This window comes from Nonomuraea sp. NPDC051941, from assembly GCF_044593615.1.
The window spans coordinates 306,382-323,264 of the sequence record NZ_JBIUCF010000004.1 but is presented as its reverse complement, the minus strand read 5'-3'; the positions used below and the strand labels follow the sequence as shown (position 1 = coordinate 323,264).

Here is a 16,883-nt window from a genome sequence, read left to right as displayed (position 1 = left end):
CGTGACGCGGTCCTTACTGGTGAGGGACCGCTGTGAAGCGCACTTCGGTGAAGGGCGCACGCCATGCGGTGACCTCGGCCGCCAGCGTGGCCGGCACGCTGTCGGACGCGAGAGCACGGGCGATGAAGGCGGCCAGAGCGGGCATGTCGTCCTCGTTCATGCCGATGCGGGTGATCTCCGGGGTGCCGAGCCGCAGGCCGTTCAGGTCGCCGGCCACCGGCGCCATAGGCAGGCCGATGCCGCATGCGAGCAGGTTGGCGACTCGCAGTCGGCGGGAGGCGCACTGCCCTCCACCGAAGCGGTGGGCGGGCACGGCGAACTGGTGCGACCTGGTCCCGTCCGCGAACACCGGCACATCCAGTGCTCGCAGTTCGGCCGCGAGCCGGGCCGCGTTCGCCACCATGGCCTGCGCGTAGGCGGCCCCCTCCGCCTGCCAGTCGAGCATCGTGACGGCCAATGCGGCGATGCGACCGGCGTCGGAGTTGGCGGTCAACCCGGGGTAGGCGATGGCGTCAAGACGCTGCGCCAGTTCCTCATCGTCCGTGACCACCAGCCCGCCGGGCGGCCCCCCAAGGCTCTTGTACGTGCTCATCGTGACCAGGTGCGCGCCCTCGCGCAGCGGGTTCGGCCAGACCCCACCGGCGATGATGCCGCACATGTGGGCGGCATCGCAGAGCACGCGTGCTCCGGCGGAGTCGGCGATCTCCCGCACGGCCGCGATCGGGTGGGGGAAGAGGTTGAGGCTGCCACCGATGGTGATCAACTTCGGACGGAGCCGCATGGCCATTTCCCGCAGCCCAGTCAGGTCGACCGTATAGCCGCCCACGTCGGTGGGGGCGGGAACGGTGGTGAGTCCGTACAGTCCGGCGGCGCCCTCAGCGTGGTGGGTGACGTGGCCGCCGACGCTCGTGGGTGGAACGATGATCGTGTCGCCGGGGCGGCAGGTCGCCATGAAGGCGTACAGGTTGGCAAGCGCGCCGGAGCCGACGCGGACCTCGGCGTAGTCGGCGTTGAAGACCTGCGCGGCCAGCTCGGCGGCGATGATCTCGATCCGTTCGATGGCTTCCAGGCCCGTCTCGTACTTCTCCGCCGGATGGCCGAGTGAGGGACGTGTGCCGAGCCCAGCCGACAGCAGCGCCTCGGCCCGGGGATTCATGACGTTCGTCGCAGGATTGAGATTGACCGCCTCAGCGTGGTGAATGCGGTCGTTCCAGGCCACCAGGCGGCCGATCTCCTCCAACGTGGCGGCGGGGGATCGCCCGGCCACGGCGCCTGCTACCTCGCGTGTCAGCCGTTCGGTCGCGGCGGAGATCCAGGGACGGGGAAAGCGGGCACGCATCACGGTCTCATCTCCCGGTTCGGGCTCGTGCGGTTCGACGGTAAGCAGCGACAGGCGGCCGGCACATCGGATCGACGCCGAGATCGTGCCGTATCGGTCTCGACATTTGTCGCACGGTGGAGGGAGAGTCATGCATGGATCTTCAAGACCTGCTCGAAGACCTCGCTCAGCGGCTGGGCCGCGGACTGTTCGTCGACTCGACGGATGGCCGAATGCTCGGCTACAGCAAGCAGGACGCGCACGCGGACCCGGCCCGCGTCGCCTCGGTCATGTCGCGCCGGGTCGCGCCTGAGATTCGTGAGTGGCAGAACCGGTACGGGATCTCCAAGGCCACGGAGGTCGTCCGCCTGCCCCCGAACGCCGAGCTCGGCATACGGGCTCGCTTCTGCGTCCCCATCCGGCGGGATGGGCGATGCCTCGGCTATCTGTGGGCCTCCGCGGACGGTAAGGCGCTCGACGAGACTGCGCTCGGCGCGCTGCAGGGTGCCGCCGCCGAACTGGCCCGGGTCCTGGCAGGGCGGGGCGACGAGCGCGAGGACTTGATCCGCTGGTTGCTCGATCCGGACCGAACCGGAGAAGGAGCCCGTGATCGGCTGGCTGTGCTCGAGCCGTCGCTGCTCTCCTCCGAGGTTCTCATCTGCGCCGGCGTGCCGATCAGTCGCCACCGCCAACAGGTGCCCGCCTTGTCCGCCGCCGAACTGGACCGCCTCGGCACGGCTCTACCGCGGGCGCTTCCTTGCTTCGTCGCTCCCACGCACGTGACCGCCCTGCTCTTGTCGGGTCCCGGCGGTCCCACGGCCTTGGACGAGGCGCTGCGCAGGTCCGCCCGTCGTCCCTTCGCCATCGGGATCGGTGACCCGGTGCCTTTCGAAGTTCGCGCGGTGCGCGAGGCGTACGGACAAGCCAGGGCGGCGGCCGGGGTGGCCGCGCTGGATCCGGCCTTGCCGCGCGTTCTACCGTGGTCGGGCGCCGGGCCGTACCGCATGTTGCTTCCCGTCGCGCCGGGGCCTGATCCCGTGCTCGTCCCGCTTGAAAATGATGAAGAGCTTGTGCGGACCCTGGAGACGTACCTCGATGCCGGCTGTGATGTCCAGCGCACGGCGGCGTCGCTGCATCTGCACCGCACCACGGTGTACTACCGCCTCGACCGGATAGCCACGACCCTCGGGGCGGATCTTCGCGACGGGCTGGTGCGCTCCCACCTGCACCTCGCCTTGAAGGCACGTCGTCTCAGCGGCTGGCCCTCAAACGGGCACTCCTGGCGATCTGAGCGGAGACATTGATCGTGACCGCCACGATGTCCTCCCTGGCGGGTCGTTGAAGGTCCCCGCTGCGGGAGCGCCGCCGTGGCTCAGGTCCTGTCACGTGGACAAGAGCCTCCCAAGATTGCGGTACTGGCGCAAAGCGTGTCGCAGGGGTGACCAGGAACACCTCCGCGCACAGCAAAACCCCAGTTCAGAGCACGAAATTGTGTTTCTGAGTGGGACACGCATAGGCGCTTTGAAGAACGTGCAGCTCAAGCCCTGTGCAACGGGATTGGCGCGGCGCCGCTCCGCGAGGCGCGCAAGCGGCTCAACTCCTGCCCGTTCCGCTGACGGCCTTCACATGGCTCCCTTGAGCATCTATCGGTTTAAGTGGTTTGCAAGTGGCACAATACAGACTCTCCTCACGAAGCACGCTGCCGTCCGCTTGGACGGCACGAAGGGAAGACATCATGCAGCTAGGCAAGAAGCTCACGGCCATGGCCGCTTGCGCCTTTATGGCCAGCGGGGTGCTGGCTACGGCGTCTCCCGCGGCAGCTGTTGCGGCTACATCGGCTACTGCGGGGGAAAGTCAAGCACGTTACTATTACGGTGCCATTGCTGTGGCGCGGAACGGCCGTACCGGCAGGTCCTGGGACTACGGGACAGTGGCTTCCGCCAAACGGCGGGCACTGAGAGAATGCGGCCGCTCCAGCTGCAAAGTCCTTGTCACCTTCGTCAACGGGTGCGGCGCTGTCGCCTACAATTCCAGGAGAAACGTCTTTTGGGGCGGTAGGGGGAGCACGCCCGCCAGGGCGAAGAGGAACGCCGTAGCCAATGCGGGCGGCGGTCGCTGGATCGCCTATCAGTGCACCAGGCGATGGGGATAACGCTGGTACGGCAGCCATTTTTTGGTTGGTTGAGCTGGATGTATGCGGTGGTCAGGCGGGCTCGGTGATGGAATCAGCGGGCGCGTGCTTGGTGGCGGCGTTGAACAGTGCGCCTGCCGAAAACTCCGTCCGTGCAGTTCAAGCGGCACGGGAGCATTCGTGAAGGACTCCACCCAGCCGGTCTCGTCGGCGTACGTTCAGGTCGACGATTCCAGCCGGATCGGTGATGGGATCCGGGACGGCGCTCAGCCGAGCCCGCCTGAGCCAGGGCTTGATGGGCCCGATGCCGGTTGTTGAACGCCTCGTCAGCTGCCGATCTGGTACTCGTGGATGAGGCCGCCGAGGATGGCCCTGCGGTGGACTCTTGATGACCCGCAGGCCGGCGTCGGTGAACACGCAGGCCCCGAGTAACGGCCCCAGGCGACCCTGACCAGCAGCTTGGCGCTCCTCAGCCCCATGCTCTTCGGACGAAGGCTTCGCACCGGAAGTGCTTCGAGTTTCTGAGCCTCGCAGGTCAAAACAGCGCTCCTCGTGAAGGTGGGGCCGTCTTCGGCCATGGGCTGGAGGTTGTGAGGGTGGAGTAGGCGGAGGTGCCACCGCCTACTCCATCCCGATCTCGATGCCCGCGCTCCGGCAGAGCTAGAGAAGCCCTCTGGAGGTGAACGCGGCACGTACGGCTGCCGCGGCAGTGTCGCCGCCGTGCCGTTGTGCCGCGTTCACCGAGGCCTCGGCCGCCGCCTTGAAGGTGGTGTCCTTGGCGAAGTCGAACTGCGCGTCGATGATGACCGTGCTGCCCAGCGTGTCACCAAGCCTGGTGCGGATGTCGTACAGGGCTGACGACCAGATCTCGCCGTCCGCGTGCACCTCGCCGACCATGTCCTCGGGGTAGTGCTTGGTGCCGTCCAGTCGGCGCAGGCAGTGCGGGGCCCTCGACGTGTAGGAGACCGAGTCCCAGTCGGCCACGCATGCCTCGGGAGTCCGCGTGGGTACGCCGGTCTTCCAGCTGCTGACGGCCACGGCGAGGTAGTCGCCGAAGGCCTCACCGATCGCGCCCGACTCCAGGGTCGTGCCGAAGCCGGTCACCTGGCCGTCCTGCACGGAGTGGCCGTACTCATGGACGATCACCTCGCCGTCCTCGGCGTCGTCCACGCCTCCCTTGCCGAGGGTGATGTTGGCCTTGTCCTCCCTGAAGAAGGAGTTGTCGCCGCCGTACTGGTTGATCCGCAGCTCGATCTGGCGCTGGTTCACCGGGCGCAGCCGGGAGCCGAAGCCCAGTGACTGGATGTAGTGCTGGGCGGTGGTGACCCAGTAGTAGCCCATGACCTGCTCGAACTGGTCGCTGTCGCGGTGCCAGGCGGGGAAGGCCCCGTTCACCGCTTGGGCGGGCTTGCCGGTCTCGCTCTTGACCGTGACGTAGCGCCCGGTGAGGGTGCCGGAGCTGTCCAGGTCGGTGAGGGTGACGGTGCGGTACGCCGGGGCGAAGGCCGCGCCGTCGCGGTCGTGGTCGTCGACGAGGGACTCGTCGCCCGTGCTCTGGACCGCGTTGGGGTAGAAGACGGTGGCGGTCGGTTCGGTCGTGGCCTGGGCGGTGCCCGGCGCGAGGAGCGCCGTGATGGTGCCGAACGCCAAACAGGCCGCAGCCATACGACGTTGGGGGGTGCTCACCGTAGATCCTCCAATTGGTGGGAATCCGGTGAACTTACGGGATAAATGATCCTTTTGTCACCCCCGTGTCGGTGCGGCAACGTTTGTCCCCATCGACGTTCAGAGAGAACCGGGTCAGCAGTCGATCCCTGGTCCTGATCGAATCGACTCCCCGCATGGGGACACGGCGCCGCGGGAATGGCACCTCCTGGCCTGTACGGCGCCGAAGGGACCCGGCTGGGTGTACTGCCCCCGTCGCGCCACCCGATGAGACAGGAGGCTTCACCGTGAACCCCACCATGTCCGTGAGCGAAGCCGGGCGAACGTTTGCCAGGCCCGCCGCGTACACCGACGAGACCCGCCTCCACGAGGCACTCGCGCTGCTGCGCCGTGAATCTCCCGTCCACCGCGTGGAGGTCCCCGGATACACCCCGTTCTGGGCGGTCACCCGCCACGCTGACGTGCTGGAGATCGAGCGGGACCATGCTCTGTGGCTCAGCGCCCCGCGCCCCGTGCTGAGGACCGCGGACCTCGACGCCGCACTCGAAACGCGCCGGGCGCGGGGGACCGCGCTCAGGAGCATCGTCCACATGGACGATCCGGAGCACCGCGTCCTGCGCGCCGTCGGGGCCGACTGGTTCCGCCCCAAGGCCATGCGCGCCCTGGAGATGCGGGTCCGAGAGCTCGCCCGCCTGCACGTGGACCGGATGGCAGAGTACGGCGGCGCGTGCGACTTCGCCCGCCAGGTCGCCGTGCACTATCCGCTCTACGTCATCCTTACGCTGCTGGGCCTGCCCGAGTCGGACTTCCCACGCATGTTGCGGCTCACGCAGGAGCTGTTCGGCCAGCACGACGAGGAGACCGGGCGCGGCGGCAGCCCGCAGGGCCACACCTCCGTGCTGGAGGACCTCTTCGCCTACTTCCACGAGCTGACGGCCGAGCGCAGGGCCAGGCCGACTGGCGACCTCGCCTCGGAGATCGCCAACGCCCGCATCGACGGCCGGCCGCTGGACGACAACATCGCCGCCTCCTACTACATCCTCATTGCCACGGCCGGGCACGACACCACCAGCTCCACCATCGCGGGCGGCCTGGAGGCGCTAATCCGGCACCCGGACGAGCTGCGGCGACTGCGGGACGACCCCGGCCTGCTGCCGACGGCTGTCGAGGAGATGATCCGGTGGGTGAGCCCTGTGAAGGAGTTCATGCGCACGGCCTCCGCTGACAGCCAGGTCAACGGCACGCCAATCATGAAGGGCGAATCCGTGCTGCTGTCGTACCCGTCGGCCAACAGGGACGAGGAGGTCTTCGCCGAACCGTTCCGCTTCGACGTCGGCCGCGACCCCAACAGGCACCTGGCCTTCGGCTTCGGCATCCACTACTGCCTGGGCGCCGCGCTCGCCCGCATGGAGATCCGCGCGCTCTTCGCCGAACTCGTCCCCAGGCTGGCGAGCGTCGAGCTCGACGGCGAGCCCGTGTGGACCGCCACCACATTCGTCGGCGGACTCAAACGCCTCCCCATCCGCTACGTCATGAAGGACGTCTGAGCGTACCGACTCGGGCGAGACCACCGACTGCAACAGCGGAGACAGGATCAGGGGTAGCTGTCGTCATCGGTGGAACGATCGTGAGTGCTGTCGGCCGTGCTCGGTGCGTGCTCGTACGCCCTGTCATACGCCGTCAGGACCCGGCACCGCCTGACACGCGAAGGGACGAACCATCATCTAACGTCACTGCGCGACACTAAAAGATCTTGCTTTCCGACAGACGGGTCACCAGGGCCAGCGCGATCATCAGGGGGCCCAACGAGAACGGCACCCAGCGCTGGGACCAGCACGGCGACAAGACGTTAACGCCCTGGTCTCACCCGCTTCAGCGACGCGGCCAACCGTTCACTCGGGGGCGGGCCCCCGCCCCTCGGCCGCCCGGCGCCCGAGCAGCTTGTCGATGCTGCGGCGCTCGCGTTTGGTGGGACGGCCCGCGCCACGAGTCCGGACGGCCACCGTCACAGCCTCCTCGCGCGGAGGAGGCGGAGGGCTCTTGTCGACGTAGCACTCGGCGGCCACGGCGGCGCCGACGCGCTTGGTGATGATCCGGGAGACGACCACAATGCGTTCGCGCCCCTCGTGCCGCAGCCGGATCTCGTCACCGACCCGGACGACGTGCGCGGGCTTGACCCGTACCCCGTTGACCCGGACGTGACCGCCCCGGCAGGCGTCGGACGCGATCGAACGGGTCCTGGTCAGCCGCACCGACCAGATCCAGCTGTCCACCCGCGCACTCACCTGCTCACCTGACACCCCGACACTGTACTGAGTGACGTGACACCCGTCGATCGCGCGGGAGGAGGCTCACGGCTCGGACGGCGTGCCGAGTTCCGGGACGACGCCCTGGATCTCGGTCTCGATGACGGCGATGTCGTTCTGGATCCCGATGACGAGCACGCCGCGCTCGCCGAGGGCGAATCCCCGGCAGGTGTCGGGCAGCCGGATCTCGTCCAGGGCCGTGCCGGTCGTCAGGTCCCACGTGGTCACGGGGCCGTCGTGGCTCGCGGCGAGCACGACGGGACGCCCGTGGAGCACACCGGCGGCGAGAAAGCGGATGCGGTCCGCGCCGGTCGGGATCGTGCGCAGGGTCTGCCGCCCGGCCGCGTCCCACACGCGGAGGGTTCCCTGCGCGCCGGCCGTGACCACCACCGGCCGGCCGGCGACGGTCGTGGTCGCGACGGCCGGGGAGGCCGCCGGTTCGAGCCAGTCGAGGTGCGAACCGTCCGTGAGGTCCCAGAGGCCGACGAAGAATCTCTCGCCCGTGTACTGGTGCCCGGTCAGCACCACGGCGGCCGGCCTGCCGTTCACGGCCAGCAGCGACACGGCCGCCGGCCGGTCCACCGGCTCGCGCTGCTCGTCCTGGACGCTGACGTCGACCGGCGGGCCGAGGAGCTCTCCCGTGGCGAGGTCGTAGAGCCGCAGCACTTCTCCCGCCGATACGAGCGCCGCGACCGGCCGCCCGTTGAGCCGTCCGGTCGTTCCCGCCTCGACGCTCTCGGCGTAGGGCGGCTCGGCCGGGTCACGGGTCGTGAGGGGTACACGGAGCCCGGTGCCGGGGTGCTGGACCTCGGCGAAACCGATCCCCGCGAGCACCACCAGGGGATGGCCGTCGAGCTCGTCGATCCCGGCGACCTGGGTGAAGCCGACGGGCGCCCGCGCTATGACACGGCGCGCCTCGAGGTCCCACAGGAACGCGGTCTCGTCCAGGCCGACCGACAGGGCGAGGCGGTGCCGGCCGCGGTCGAGCACGGCCAACTCCATGATGTGCTGCCCGTGTCCGGGTGCCGGGGTGCCGAGCTGCTGGTCGGCGAGGGTCAGGTCCCACAGCCGTACGGTGCCGTCCCACCCGCCTCCGGTCACGGCCACCGGACGGCCCTCGACCTGTGTGACCGCGACGGCCTGGGTCCCCTGGGTGTGCCCGGTCAGCGGCCGGCCCAGGAGACGCCAGTCCAGCAGGTCCCACACCAGCAAGGTGGTGTCTTCGTCGTCGGGACCCGGCTGGTTGTGCCCGGACGAGGTCACCGCGACGGGACGGCCGTCGAGCTCGGTGACGGCGATGCCGGACACCGACCAGCCATGATCGGTCCGGGGCTCGCCCATCGCGCGGCGTTCGCGGAGATCCCAGAGCCGCAGCGTGCCGGAGCCGTCCCCGCTCCCGGTGATGGCGACGGGTCGTCCCGCCACCTCGGTCACCGCGAGGTGGAAGACCGGCTCCGGGCTGTCCATCGCCGGGCCGATCTCGCGCCCTGATCGCAGACCCCAGACCCGCATGGCGGACCGCCCTCCCGTGACCGCGACGGGATCGCCGTCCAGCTCGGCGCAGGCGACGGAGTAGAGACGTTCCCCCAGAGGGCCGGCGATGAGGTCGTGGGTGCGCAGATCCCACACATGCATGCCCTCGTCGCCGACGCACACCCACAGCGGCCGGCCGTCGAGCTCCGTCACCGCGACCTGGTGGATCGAGCCGCGAGCGATGGTCCGCTCGGCGATCAGGCGCGCCGCCAGGAGGTCCCACACCTGCACCCGGTTCGACCCGCCGACGACGGCCAGCAGGCAGCCGTCGAGCGTCGCCAGCGCGAGCTCCGGCGACTGGTAGGACGACCACGGCAAGCCCTCGATGACGCTGCCGATCGGGCGCTGGTCGGCGACGTCCCACAGGCGCATGCGGCCGCCCTCGCTGCCGCTGAGCGCGACGGGGCGGCCGTCGTACATCCCGGCCGCGATCGAGCTGATGTTGCCCTGGCGGGCGTTGAGCGTGGCGAGCAGGGCCCCGTGCTGGCGAGCTCCCGTCGCGAACCGGACGGGCCAGGCCGGCGACTCCCGCGTGAACTGCGCATGGAGGTCCGGGGCGCCGAGCCGCGCGGCGTCGAGGGCGAGCACCCGGGCGCGGGCGCTCGGGTCGAGGTGCCGGTGGTCGGCGCTGGAGGCGCGATAGCACGCCACCGCCAGGCGGCCCTCCGTGGTCACCGCCTCGTGCAGGACGGCGAGCAGCGGGCTCGGATCGGCGTGAACGAGGAAGCCGCCGTCCGTGATCAGGTCGTCCAGGGAGCCCGCGCGCGCCGCGTGCCCGGCGAGCTGGGTGAGCACGTACGGGTCCGCGTCCGTCCACACCCGGCGGCCCTCCCGTACGGGGACCGAGCCCGCCAGAGTCCGCACGACGGCGCTGTGCGGGGCGCGGACCGGGCAGTTCTCACGCAGGTGCTCGTCGAGGACCTCGTGGTACAGGCGGTAGGTCGGCGAGCCGTCCGGGCGGACCGTGACCTCGACCAGGTACGAGGCGGCGGAGTCGAACACCCGCGTGAGGTCGGCGGCCGACGCGGTGTACCCCGGGCTGAGGGCCTCCGCGAGCCGGAGCCACAGGTCGTTGCGGGGCAGTCCACCGCCCGCGGCGAACGCCAGCGCCGTGAGGATCCGCTCGACGAGGGCCTTGTCCGGGCCGAACGCGTCGAGGTACTTCTCCATGGCCTCGCCGACGGTCGCGGGCAGCTCCTCGTCCGGGGCGACGCCGACCTGGGGTACCGGGGTGCCCGGGAGGAGGAGCCAGCGGCTGGTGAGCTGGGCGACGAGGAAGTTGTGCCGGGAGCGCGCGGCGACCTCCGCCGCGATGCCCGCGAGGGCGGGCGTGTCCCGGTAGCGGCCCTCGGTGTCCTCGCCGGCCAGACGCCGGGCGACGTACTCGGCGATGTCGTCGCGGCGCAGGTAACGTTCGGACTCCAGATCGATGGTTGGAGTCGAGCGTCCCCAGGCTCGCCGGACGCGGGCGCGCGTGCTCCCCGCCGGCGCGGTCCGGACCCCGACGACGACGCGCGCCACGCCCGCGCCGGCCAGCTCGCTCAGCAGCCGCGCGATCCTCAGCGACTCCTCGACGGTGGCGGCTTCGTCGAGCGCGTCGCACATCACGGTGACCGGCCGACCGGCGGCCGCCTGCCGCTCGCGCAGCGCGACCAGCAGTTCCCCCGGATCGGCCGCGCGTACGTCCGACAGTACAGCGAGCCGGTCCACGACCTCGTCGAAGGTGAGGCCCTTGAGGTGGACGGCGACGTCGACGGCGCCCAGGGCCGGTCGCGGCCCGTCGGCCGGCACGCTCGTCGCCCACCGCGCATCCGTGCCGACGAGAACATGGGCGAGCAGAGCCGACTTGCCCGTCCCCGGGCCGCCGGTGACCACCAGCAGTGGCGGACCGCTCTCGAGCCAGCCACAGACCTCCCGCCGGGCCTCGGTGCGGCCGGTGAAGTACGAGGCGCCGGAGTCCGACTCGACCTCCGACCCGCGGGCCCGGGGCAACCAGTGGGTACGCAGCGCCGGGTCGTGGTCGAGCCGCCACCCCAGCAGGCCGCGCAGCCACGGCCAGGGCTCCAGCAGGGTCGCGAGCGGAAGCACCCGGGCGCCGCCCGACCCCGGAGCGAGCAGACCCACGACCGCGTCGGCCTCCCGGTCGAACACCGGTGCCCCGGCGAACCCGGCGTCGGACTGCCACGACGCCGCGACCGGGCGCACGCCGAACCACTGTCCTGCGGGCCCGGCCGGACCGTCGAGGACACCCCGGACCTGGGCGATGTCGTTCCCGCCGCCCGGAAACCCGTGCGTGACGAACTCGTGCCCCTCGCCGAGGGCCGGCGCGGCCAACGGCGCCCCGATGACGTCGACGGGCTCGGTCAACTCCAGCACCGTGGCGGTGGACCCGCGCAGCGCGACCGTGGCCGTACGCCCGTGTACCCCGCCGAAAGGCAGGTCGACCATTGTCTCGTCCGACGACGGCGACCCGAGGGCGAGAATCCGGCGCGGGCCCAGCAGTACGCCGGCCGTGCCGTCGGACAGACGGGCCAGCCACGACGGCCGCTCGGCAGCCCGGCTCCGCGGCGAGGCGGAGCGGTGCGACGGCATGTGGACGTGGACGCCGCCGCTGACGGACCCGGCCTGGACGAGGGCCCCGTGTACGTCGCCGGTCACGACATTGACCGTGTGGTCCTGGCCCCTCCCGTCCATGCGGCCATCGTCGCAGAAAGCACTTCCCTCCGCCGGGGTTTACGGTCGCGGTGTCCTGCCGGTGCGGCGCCGGCACTCCTCCCCGGGCGTGATCGTTTAGAGGGTAGCGGCTCCATGTTCCGCCCGCTTCGTCGGCGAGTCGTGTGGTGGTCTTGTCGTGGAAGCCGAGCGCCCCACGGTGCGTGAGGACACGCGCGAGCGGGCCGTCAGGGTTCTTGGGTGGCGGTCGCGGGCGGCGGTGCGAGGAGTTCGTGGATGAGCGGGACGGCCAGGCGCAGGACGTCGTCCAGCGGGGCGCCGGCCAGATCGGGAGTGCGCAGCAGGTGGCGGTGGAAGGTGATGCCGAACATGACGGCCCCGGCCAGCGCCGCCCGCAGCCGCGGGTCCGGGCCCTCCAGGTGGAAGGCGATGCGGTCGATGGCCTCGGCGGTGATGTGCCTGCGTAGCAGGTCGGCGGCCTCCTCGCTGGTCAGGCTGGTACGCAGGAGCACGGCCATGGGGCTGTCGGGGGCGGCGGCCCAGCGTTCGAGCATGGCGCGCAGGTACCTTTCCGCCGAGGCCGCCGGGTCACCCTCCACGGTGAGCGCGTCCACGTTGATGCGGAGGTCGAGGGCCTCGCGGAAGAGTTGCTCCTTGGTGCCGAAATACTGGATCACCGAGGACTTGTCCACCTGCGCCTCGGCGGCGATGGCCCGGATGGTGGCGCGGTCGTAGCCCACCTCGCCGAACACCCGCCGCCCTGCCTCCAGGATGCGGCGGCGGGTGCGCTCGCCCTTTCTCTCACCGTTGCCGGCCTGCTCGATGACATCGGTCACTGCTGGTCACCTCTTCCTGCGCAGGCCGATGCTATCGACTACCGGCCTGTCAGCCGCCGGGCCGGCCGAGCGGGAAGCCGGACATGTCGCCCGCCTTCATCCGCTCGAACGCCTGCCGCATCGACTCGGCGTCGTTCAGATGCGGGAACGGCTCGCCGGCCGGGACGTCCACGCCGAGGAAGGCGCACAGCGGCTCCCACCCCTCCCGCACGTCGAACACCAGCAGCCGATCCGCCGGGATGCCCTGCTTCACCGTCTCCACGTGCCGGTTGAAGGCCGCGACGACCAGTTCCTCGTCGCCGGGGTCGTTCCCGAAGGTCCAGTCGGGGCCGAAAAGGGAGCGCCCCATCTGGTCCAGAGCGGGCCGCATGCGCTGCATGGTCGTGAAGAGCTGGCGGATCTGCTCGGGCATCTCGTCCGAAGGGGCCGGACGGTTCTCGCCGGAGAGCAGCATCCGGATGCTCGGGTCCCACTTGTGCGGGTCACGTACGGTGAGGATGACTTTCGCCTCGGGATAGGCGTCGGCCAGCTCCCGCCAGTAGAAGCTGGCGGGCCAGTCCACCTCCGCCTGGTAGCCGTCCTCGAAGACCCGGTCCCAGTCCTCCCGGGTCCGGACCTTCCCGGCGGTGGCCTCGAGCCAGTGATCGACGTGGCCGGGATGGGTCATCACCTCGACCATGTGGTAGCAGGGGGCGAAGCCCAGCCGCTCCAACGCGGCTTTCATTGACGTGGTGCCGGTGCGTGGAAGGCCCGCGCCGATGACTTTCATCATGCCGAGTTCCCCTGTCGTCCGCGATGACGGTCGCCCTCAGGCTAGGAGGACGGGCGACAAATCTCAACGGCTGTACATTTTTCCGCCGGTGGGGGATCATGCCGCGATGCCCGTGATCTTTGTTGCGCTTCGATCACGATTGCCGAATCTGCATGACTCTCTCGCATGACATCGGATGATCAATGGAGTCAAGCTTCGGAGAGAGAGGACACCACATGCACTTATCCGCAGTCCGGGCTGCTCTGAGCGGTGCCACCGTCGTCTGCGCGATGCTCCTCACCGCCCTCCCCGCGACCGCCTCCGTCCCCCTGGCCTCGACCGCCCAGGCCGGAGTCGACCGCGGCGTGCTGCTGACCAAGGCGGATCAGCCCCCGGCCGGCGAGTCGTACGGGGACCCATGGGTCAACCCGTACTTCGAGCCCGGCGTCACCGGCCCGACCTGCTGGGAGTACGGGCGCGACACCGGCGCGAGCGCGGGCGTCAGCGCGAGATTCTCCACGCCGACGTGGTTCCACTCCTACAACGACGTCTGGGTCTTCCCGAGCGCGGACGACGCGGCCGCCTTCGAACGGCAATGGCGGGCCGACCTGGCGACCTGCGTCGACCGCAACCAGCCGGGCGAGAGCGGCTCGGCGGTGTTCGACATCACCCAGGCGGGTGAGGCGGACGGCGTGAAGGTCCTGCGGGTCACCGCCGCCACCAACCCGTACTCGACCCTGACCTACCACTTCTGGGTCGCCGTGGTCCGCCAAGGTCGCGCCGTGTACGCCGTCCAGCTCCTCGACTACCGGCACGGCGACCCGCAGCTCATGCCCTTCGACGGCACCGTCGCCAAGATCAAGGCCAAGCTGGCCGCGTACTACCCCTGAGGCCGCCCGCCGCCCCTACAGCAGATTCGCCAGCTCGGTCCGCGAGGTGATGCCCAGCTTGGGGAAGGCGCGGTAGAGGTGGTAGCCGACGGTCCGCGGGCTGAGGAAGAGCCGGGCGGCGATCTCCCGGTTGGACGCCCCCTGCGCGGCGAGGAACACCACGTGCCGCTCCTGCGGCGTCAGCCCGCGCAGGGCTTCCGGCAGCGGCTCCGCCGGGCTCGGCTCCCCGGCCGCGCTCAGCTCGGTCGCGGCGCGCTCCGCCCAGGGGAGCCCGCCCAGCTGCTCGAACGCGGCATGCGCGGCCCGCAGGTGGGAGCGGGCCTCAGACCTGCGCCTGGTACGGCGGAGCCACTGCCCGTAGGCGAGCTCGGTCCTGGCCCGCTGGAAGGACGCCTGGGGCGGGCCGTGCAGGTCGAGCGCGCCGACGAAGAGCGGTTCCGCCTCGCCGTCCGGCGCGACCAGCGCCCGGCACCGAAGCGCCACCGCGCCTATCCAGCGCTGGCGCGTGTCCTTCGCCCACTGCTCCAGCAGGGCGAGGGGCTCGACGGCGGCGCCGGGCAGGTCGGCCTGGACCGCCGCGTCGACCAGGTCGGCCGCGCAGCGGACCGCGATCACCGGGTGGTGCGCCGGGCCGATGACCACGCGCTCGAGGAGGTTCACAGCGGCGCCCGCCCGGCCCAGCCCCAGCTCCAGCAGGCCGAGCGCCCAGGTGGCCAGCGCGGCGCTGGCCGGCGCGTCGTGGTCGGCGCAGTGGGCCAGGCTCGACTCGGCGTAGGCCCGGCAGCGCTTCTCGTCGCCGTTCATCGCGGCGATCAGCGCGACCACGCCGCTCAGGTGGCCGACCCGGTGGGTCTGGCCGAGGTCGCCGGCGAGCTTCAGCCCCTCGGTGGCCTGCCTGAGGGCTTCGGCGTTGCGGCCGCTCAGCAGGAGCGCGTGGGACTGGAGCTGCAGCGCGTACGGCAGGAGCCCCATCAGGTCCTGGTGACGGCAGTCGGCCACCAGCGTGGAGGTGAGGCGGAGCGCCGCGCCGGCGTCGGCGGCCATCAGGCCCAAAGAGGTGGCGGTGATGGCCTGCTGGGTGGCCAGGGCGGGCGTGTGCTCGACCAGCTCGCCGATGGCGGCGAAGCCGCTGAACGGGCCGCCCGCCATGATCTTCGCCAGCGGGGGGAGCGACCGGGCCAGGGGAGCGGACCAGGTGGGCTGGGTCTCCGGCCACGCGACCTGCGAAGCCGCCGGCGCCGCCCAGACGGCGGCGGCGATCTGGCCGGCCAGCCCCTCGTCGCCGCTGTAGCCGAACAGGCGGATCGCGTCGGCGATCATGACGATGGCCGTCGCGTGGTCGTCGTCGTCGATCCTGGCCACCGAGTCCAGCAGCATTCGTGCGGCCTTGGCCGGCGAGCCGATCTCGGCCTCCACGGTGGCCAGCACGCGGGCGGCCGAGGCCAGCGTCGAGGGTGCGGTACTCAGCTTGGACGCGCGGGTCGCCAGGTCCGCCGCGCGGCGCAGGTGCCCCGCGTCGCACGCGGCGAGGGCGGCGGCGGCATGGTGCCGGGCGCGTAACTCGGGGTCGGCGGTCAGCTCGGCCGCGCGCTCCAGCGCCGACGACGTCCCGATGGCCGCCAGCTCGCGCGCGATCTCCTCGTCCGGCTCCAGCGCGGCGGCGGCGAGATGCCAGACCCGCCGCTCGGGCGACGCCTCGGCCAGGGCCCGGTGTGCGGCGATGCGGGCCGAGACCGGCGCGGACTGGTAGGCGGCGACCAGGATCAGCAGGTGGCGAGGGGTGAGCCCGGTCGGCCGCACCTCGACCAGCTGGGCGGTCTCGGCAGGCCCCAGATCGGCCGGGGTCGCTCGGGCGGCGGCGAGGAGCTCGGAGAGGGAGGCCGCGGGGTCGGCGGCGGCCAGCAGGAGGAGTGAGCGGGTCCGGTCGGGCAGCGCGCGTAAGCGCTCGCCGTACAGCTGGTCGGCCCGCCGCGAACGTCCGGGCCAGCCGGTGTGGAGGCCCAGCGGCGACAGCCTGCCCTCGACCTGCGCGGGGCCGATCCCCGCGGCCAGCTCGCGCAGGGCCAGCGGATTGCCGCGAGCATCCGCGACGATCCGCTCACGCACCTGCGGGACGATGCCCGGCCGGCACTCGGCGACGATGTCCAGCGCCGCCTGCCTGTCGACACCCCGCAGGTCCAGCTCGTCGATCTCCCGCAGCGCGGGCAGCTCGCCCTCGGCGGCCACCAGGATCACCACGCGCGCGGCGGCGAGGCGGCGGACGCAGAAGGACAGGACCGCCAGGCTCTCCCGGTCCAGCCAGTGCGCGTCGTCGATCAGGCAGAGCACGGGCCGCCGTCCCGCCAGGTGGCGCAGGAGGTTCCAGACCGGCAGGTACGGCGAGCGCGGCCAGGCGGGTTCGCCGGGAACCTGTTCCAGGGGCTCCGGCTCGCCCAGGCGGTCGAGGAGGTCGCGTTGCCCGGCGGGCAGGTGTTTCCAGTGCGGGCGGGTGGTCGCCAGCAGCATGTGCAGGCCGCCGTACGGAAGGTGGGACTCCTCGGGCGTGCCGGAGGCGCGCAGCACGATTTGATCACCAGCGATCTCGGCCGCGAAGTCGAGCAACGCGCTCTTGCCCGCCCCGGCTTCCCCGCGGACCATCAAGGCGCCGCTCTCACCAGCGAGAAGTCGCGTGATTCCGGCCTGCTCCGCGATGCGCCCGTGCAGCACGAGGCGAGAGTACCGGACTCGTAGTGGATCTCATACCTAACCGGGAACATTCAGACGTGCTTGATCCACGTCAT

General features: G+C 71.0%; 11 protein-coding genes. 4 read left to right on the top strand and 7 right to left on the bottom strand.

Features of this window, described 5'->3' with window-relative positions:
• Window positions 1–13: 13 nt before the first annotated feature.
• A complete protein-coding gene (glyA, locus tag ACIHFD_RS10635; RefSeq protein WP_397366559.1) occupies window positions 14–1,339 on the bottom strand; it encodes a serine hydroxymethyltransferase in 1,326 nt (441 codons plus the stop codon).
• 134 nt (window positions 1,340–1,473) lie between these two features.
• On the opposite strand from glyA, the gene ACIHFD_RS10630 reads away from it, so the two are divergent.
• A complete protein-coding gene (locus tag ACIHFD_RS10630; RefSeq protein WP_397366558.1) occupies window positions 1,474–2,622 on the top strand; it encodes a PucR family transcriptional regulator in 1,149 nt (382 codons plus the stop codon).
• Window positions 2,623–3,053: 431 nt separating this feature from the next.
• Entirely contained in the window at window positions 3,054–3,470 is a 417-nt protein-coding gene (locus tag ACIHFD_RS10625) for a DUF4189 domain-containing protein (protein WP_397366557.1), read from the top strand.
• Window positions 3,471–4,109: 639 nt separating this feature from the next.
• On the opposite strand, the gene ACIHFD_RS10620 is transcribed toward ACIHFD_RS10625, so the two are convergent.
• Entirely contained in the window at window positions 4,110–5,135 is a 1,026-nt protein-coding gene (locus ACIHFD_RS10620; RefSeq protein ID WP_397366556.1) for a M36 family metallopeptidase, read from the bottom strand.
• 266 nt (window positions 5,136–5,401) lie between these two features.
• Between ACIHFD_RS10620 and ACIHFD_RS10615 the strand changes: the two genes are divergently transcribed.
• A complete protein-coding gene (locus ACIHFD_RS10615; protein ID WP_397366555.1) occupies window positions 5,402–6,661 on the top strand; it encodes a cytochrome P450 in 1,260 nt (419 codons plus the stop codon).
• Window positions 6,662–7,006: 345 nt separating this feature from the next.
• Here the strand turns inward: ACIHFD_RS10615 and ACIHFD_RS10610 are convergent, their stop codons facing one another.
• The 4 genes from ACIHFD_RS10610 to ACIHFD_RS10595 all read right to left on the bottom strand — a co-directional run bounded on the left by ACIHFD_RS10610 (window position 7,007) and on the right by ACIHFD_RS10595 (window position 13,234).
• Window positions 7,007–7,414, bottom strand: coding sequence for an RNA-binding S4 domain-containing protein (locus ACIHFD_RS10610; RefSeq protein WP_397366553.1), 408 nt, complete (start codon window positions 7,412–7,414; stop codon window positions 7,007–7,009).
• A gap of 51 nt (window positions 7,415–7,465) precedes the next feature.
• On the bottom strand, window positions 7,466–11,647 hold the full coding sequence (locus ACIHFD_RS10605) for a hypothetical protein (RefSeq protein ID WP_397366552.1): 4,182 nt from the start codon (window positions 11,645–11,647) through the stop codon (window positions 7,466–7,468).
• A gap of 206 nt (window positions 11,648–11,853) precedes the next feature.
• The gene (locus tag ACIHFD_RS10600; RefSeq protein WP_397366550.1) at window positions 11,854–12,462 is read right to left on the bottom strand and encodes a TetR family transcriptional regulator; all 609 of its coding nucleotides are present in this window, start codon (window positions 12,460–12,462) and stop codon (window positions 11,854–11,856) included.
• A gap of 49 nt (window positions 12,463–12,511) precedes the next feature.
• Complete coding sequence (locus ACIHFD_RS10595; RefSeq protein WP_397366549.1) at window positions 12,512–13,234, bottom strand: sulfotransferase family protein; 723 nt, start codon at window positions 13,232–13,234, stop codon at window positions 12,512–12,514.
• A 215-nt stretch (window positions 13,235–13,449) separates the two neighbouring features.
• Between ACIHFD_RS10595 and ACIHFD_RS10590 the strand changes: the two genes are divergently transcribed.
• Window positions 13,450–14,103 (top strand): hypothetical protein, encoded by a 654-nt coding sequence (locus tag ACIHFD_RS10590; protein ID WP_397366547.1) that lies wholly within the window; start codon window positions 13,450–13,452, stop codon window positions 14,101–14,103.
• Window positions 14,104–14,118: 15 nt separating this feature from the next.
• On the opposite strand, the gene ACIHFD_RS10585 is transcribed toward ACIHFD_RS10590, so the two are convergent.
• Entirely contained in the window at window positions 14,119–16,809 is a 2,691-nt protein-coding gene (locus tag ACIHFD_RS10585) for a LuxR C-terminal-related transcriptional regulator (RefSeq protein ID WP_397366546.1), read from the bottom strand.
• Window positions 16,810–16,883 lie beyond the last annotated feature (74 nt).

Coding starts and splice junctions, on each gene's coding strand:
- glyA (WP_397366559.1), bottom strand. CDS start 1,339: ATGCGTGCCCGCTTTCCCCGTCCCTGGATCTCCGCCGCGACCGAACGG.
- ACIHFD_RS10630 (WP_397366558.1), top strand. CDS start 1,474: ATGGATCTTCAAGACCTGCTCGAAGACCTCGCTCAGCGGCTGGGCCGC.
- ACIHFD_RS10625 (WP_397366557.1), top strand. CDS start 3,054: ATGCAGCTAGGCAAGAAGCTCACGGCCATGGCCGCTTGCGCCTTTATG.
- ACIHFD_RS10605 (WP_397366552.1), bottom strand. CDS start 11,647: ATGGACGGGAGGGGCCAGGACCACACGGTCAATGTCGTGACCGGCGAC.
- ACIHFD_RS10595 (WP_397366549.1), bottom strand. CDS start 13,234: ATGATGAAAGTCATCGGCGCGGGCCTTCCACGCACCGGCACCACGTCA.
- ACIHFD_RS10590 (WP_397366547.1), top strand. CDS start 13,450: ATGCACTTATCCGCAGTCCGGGCTGCTCTGAGCGGTGCCACCGTCGTC.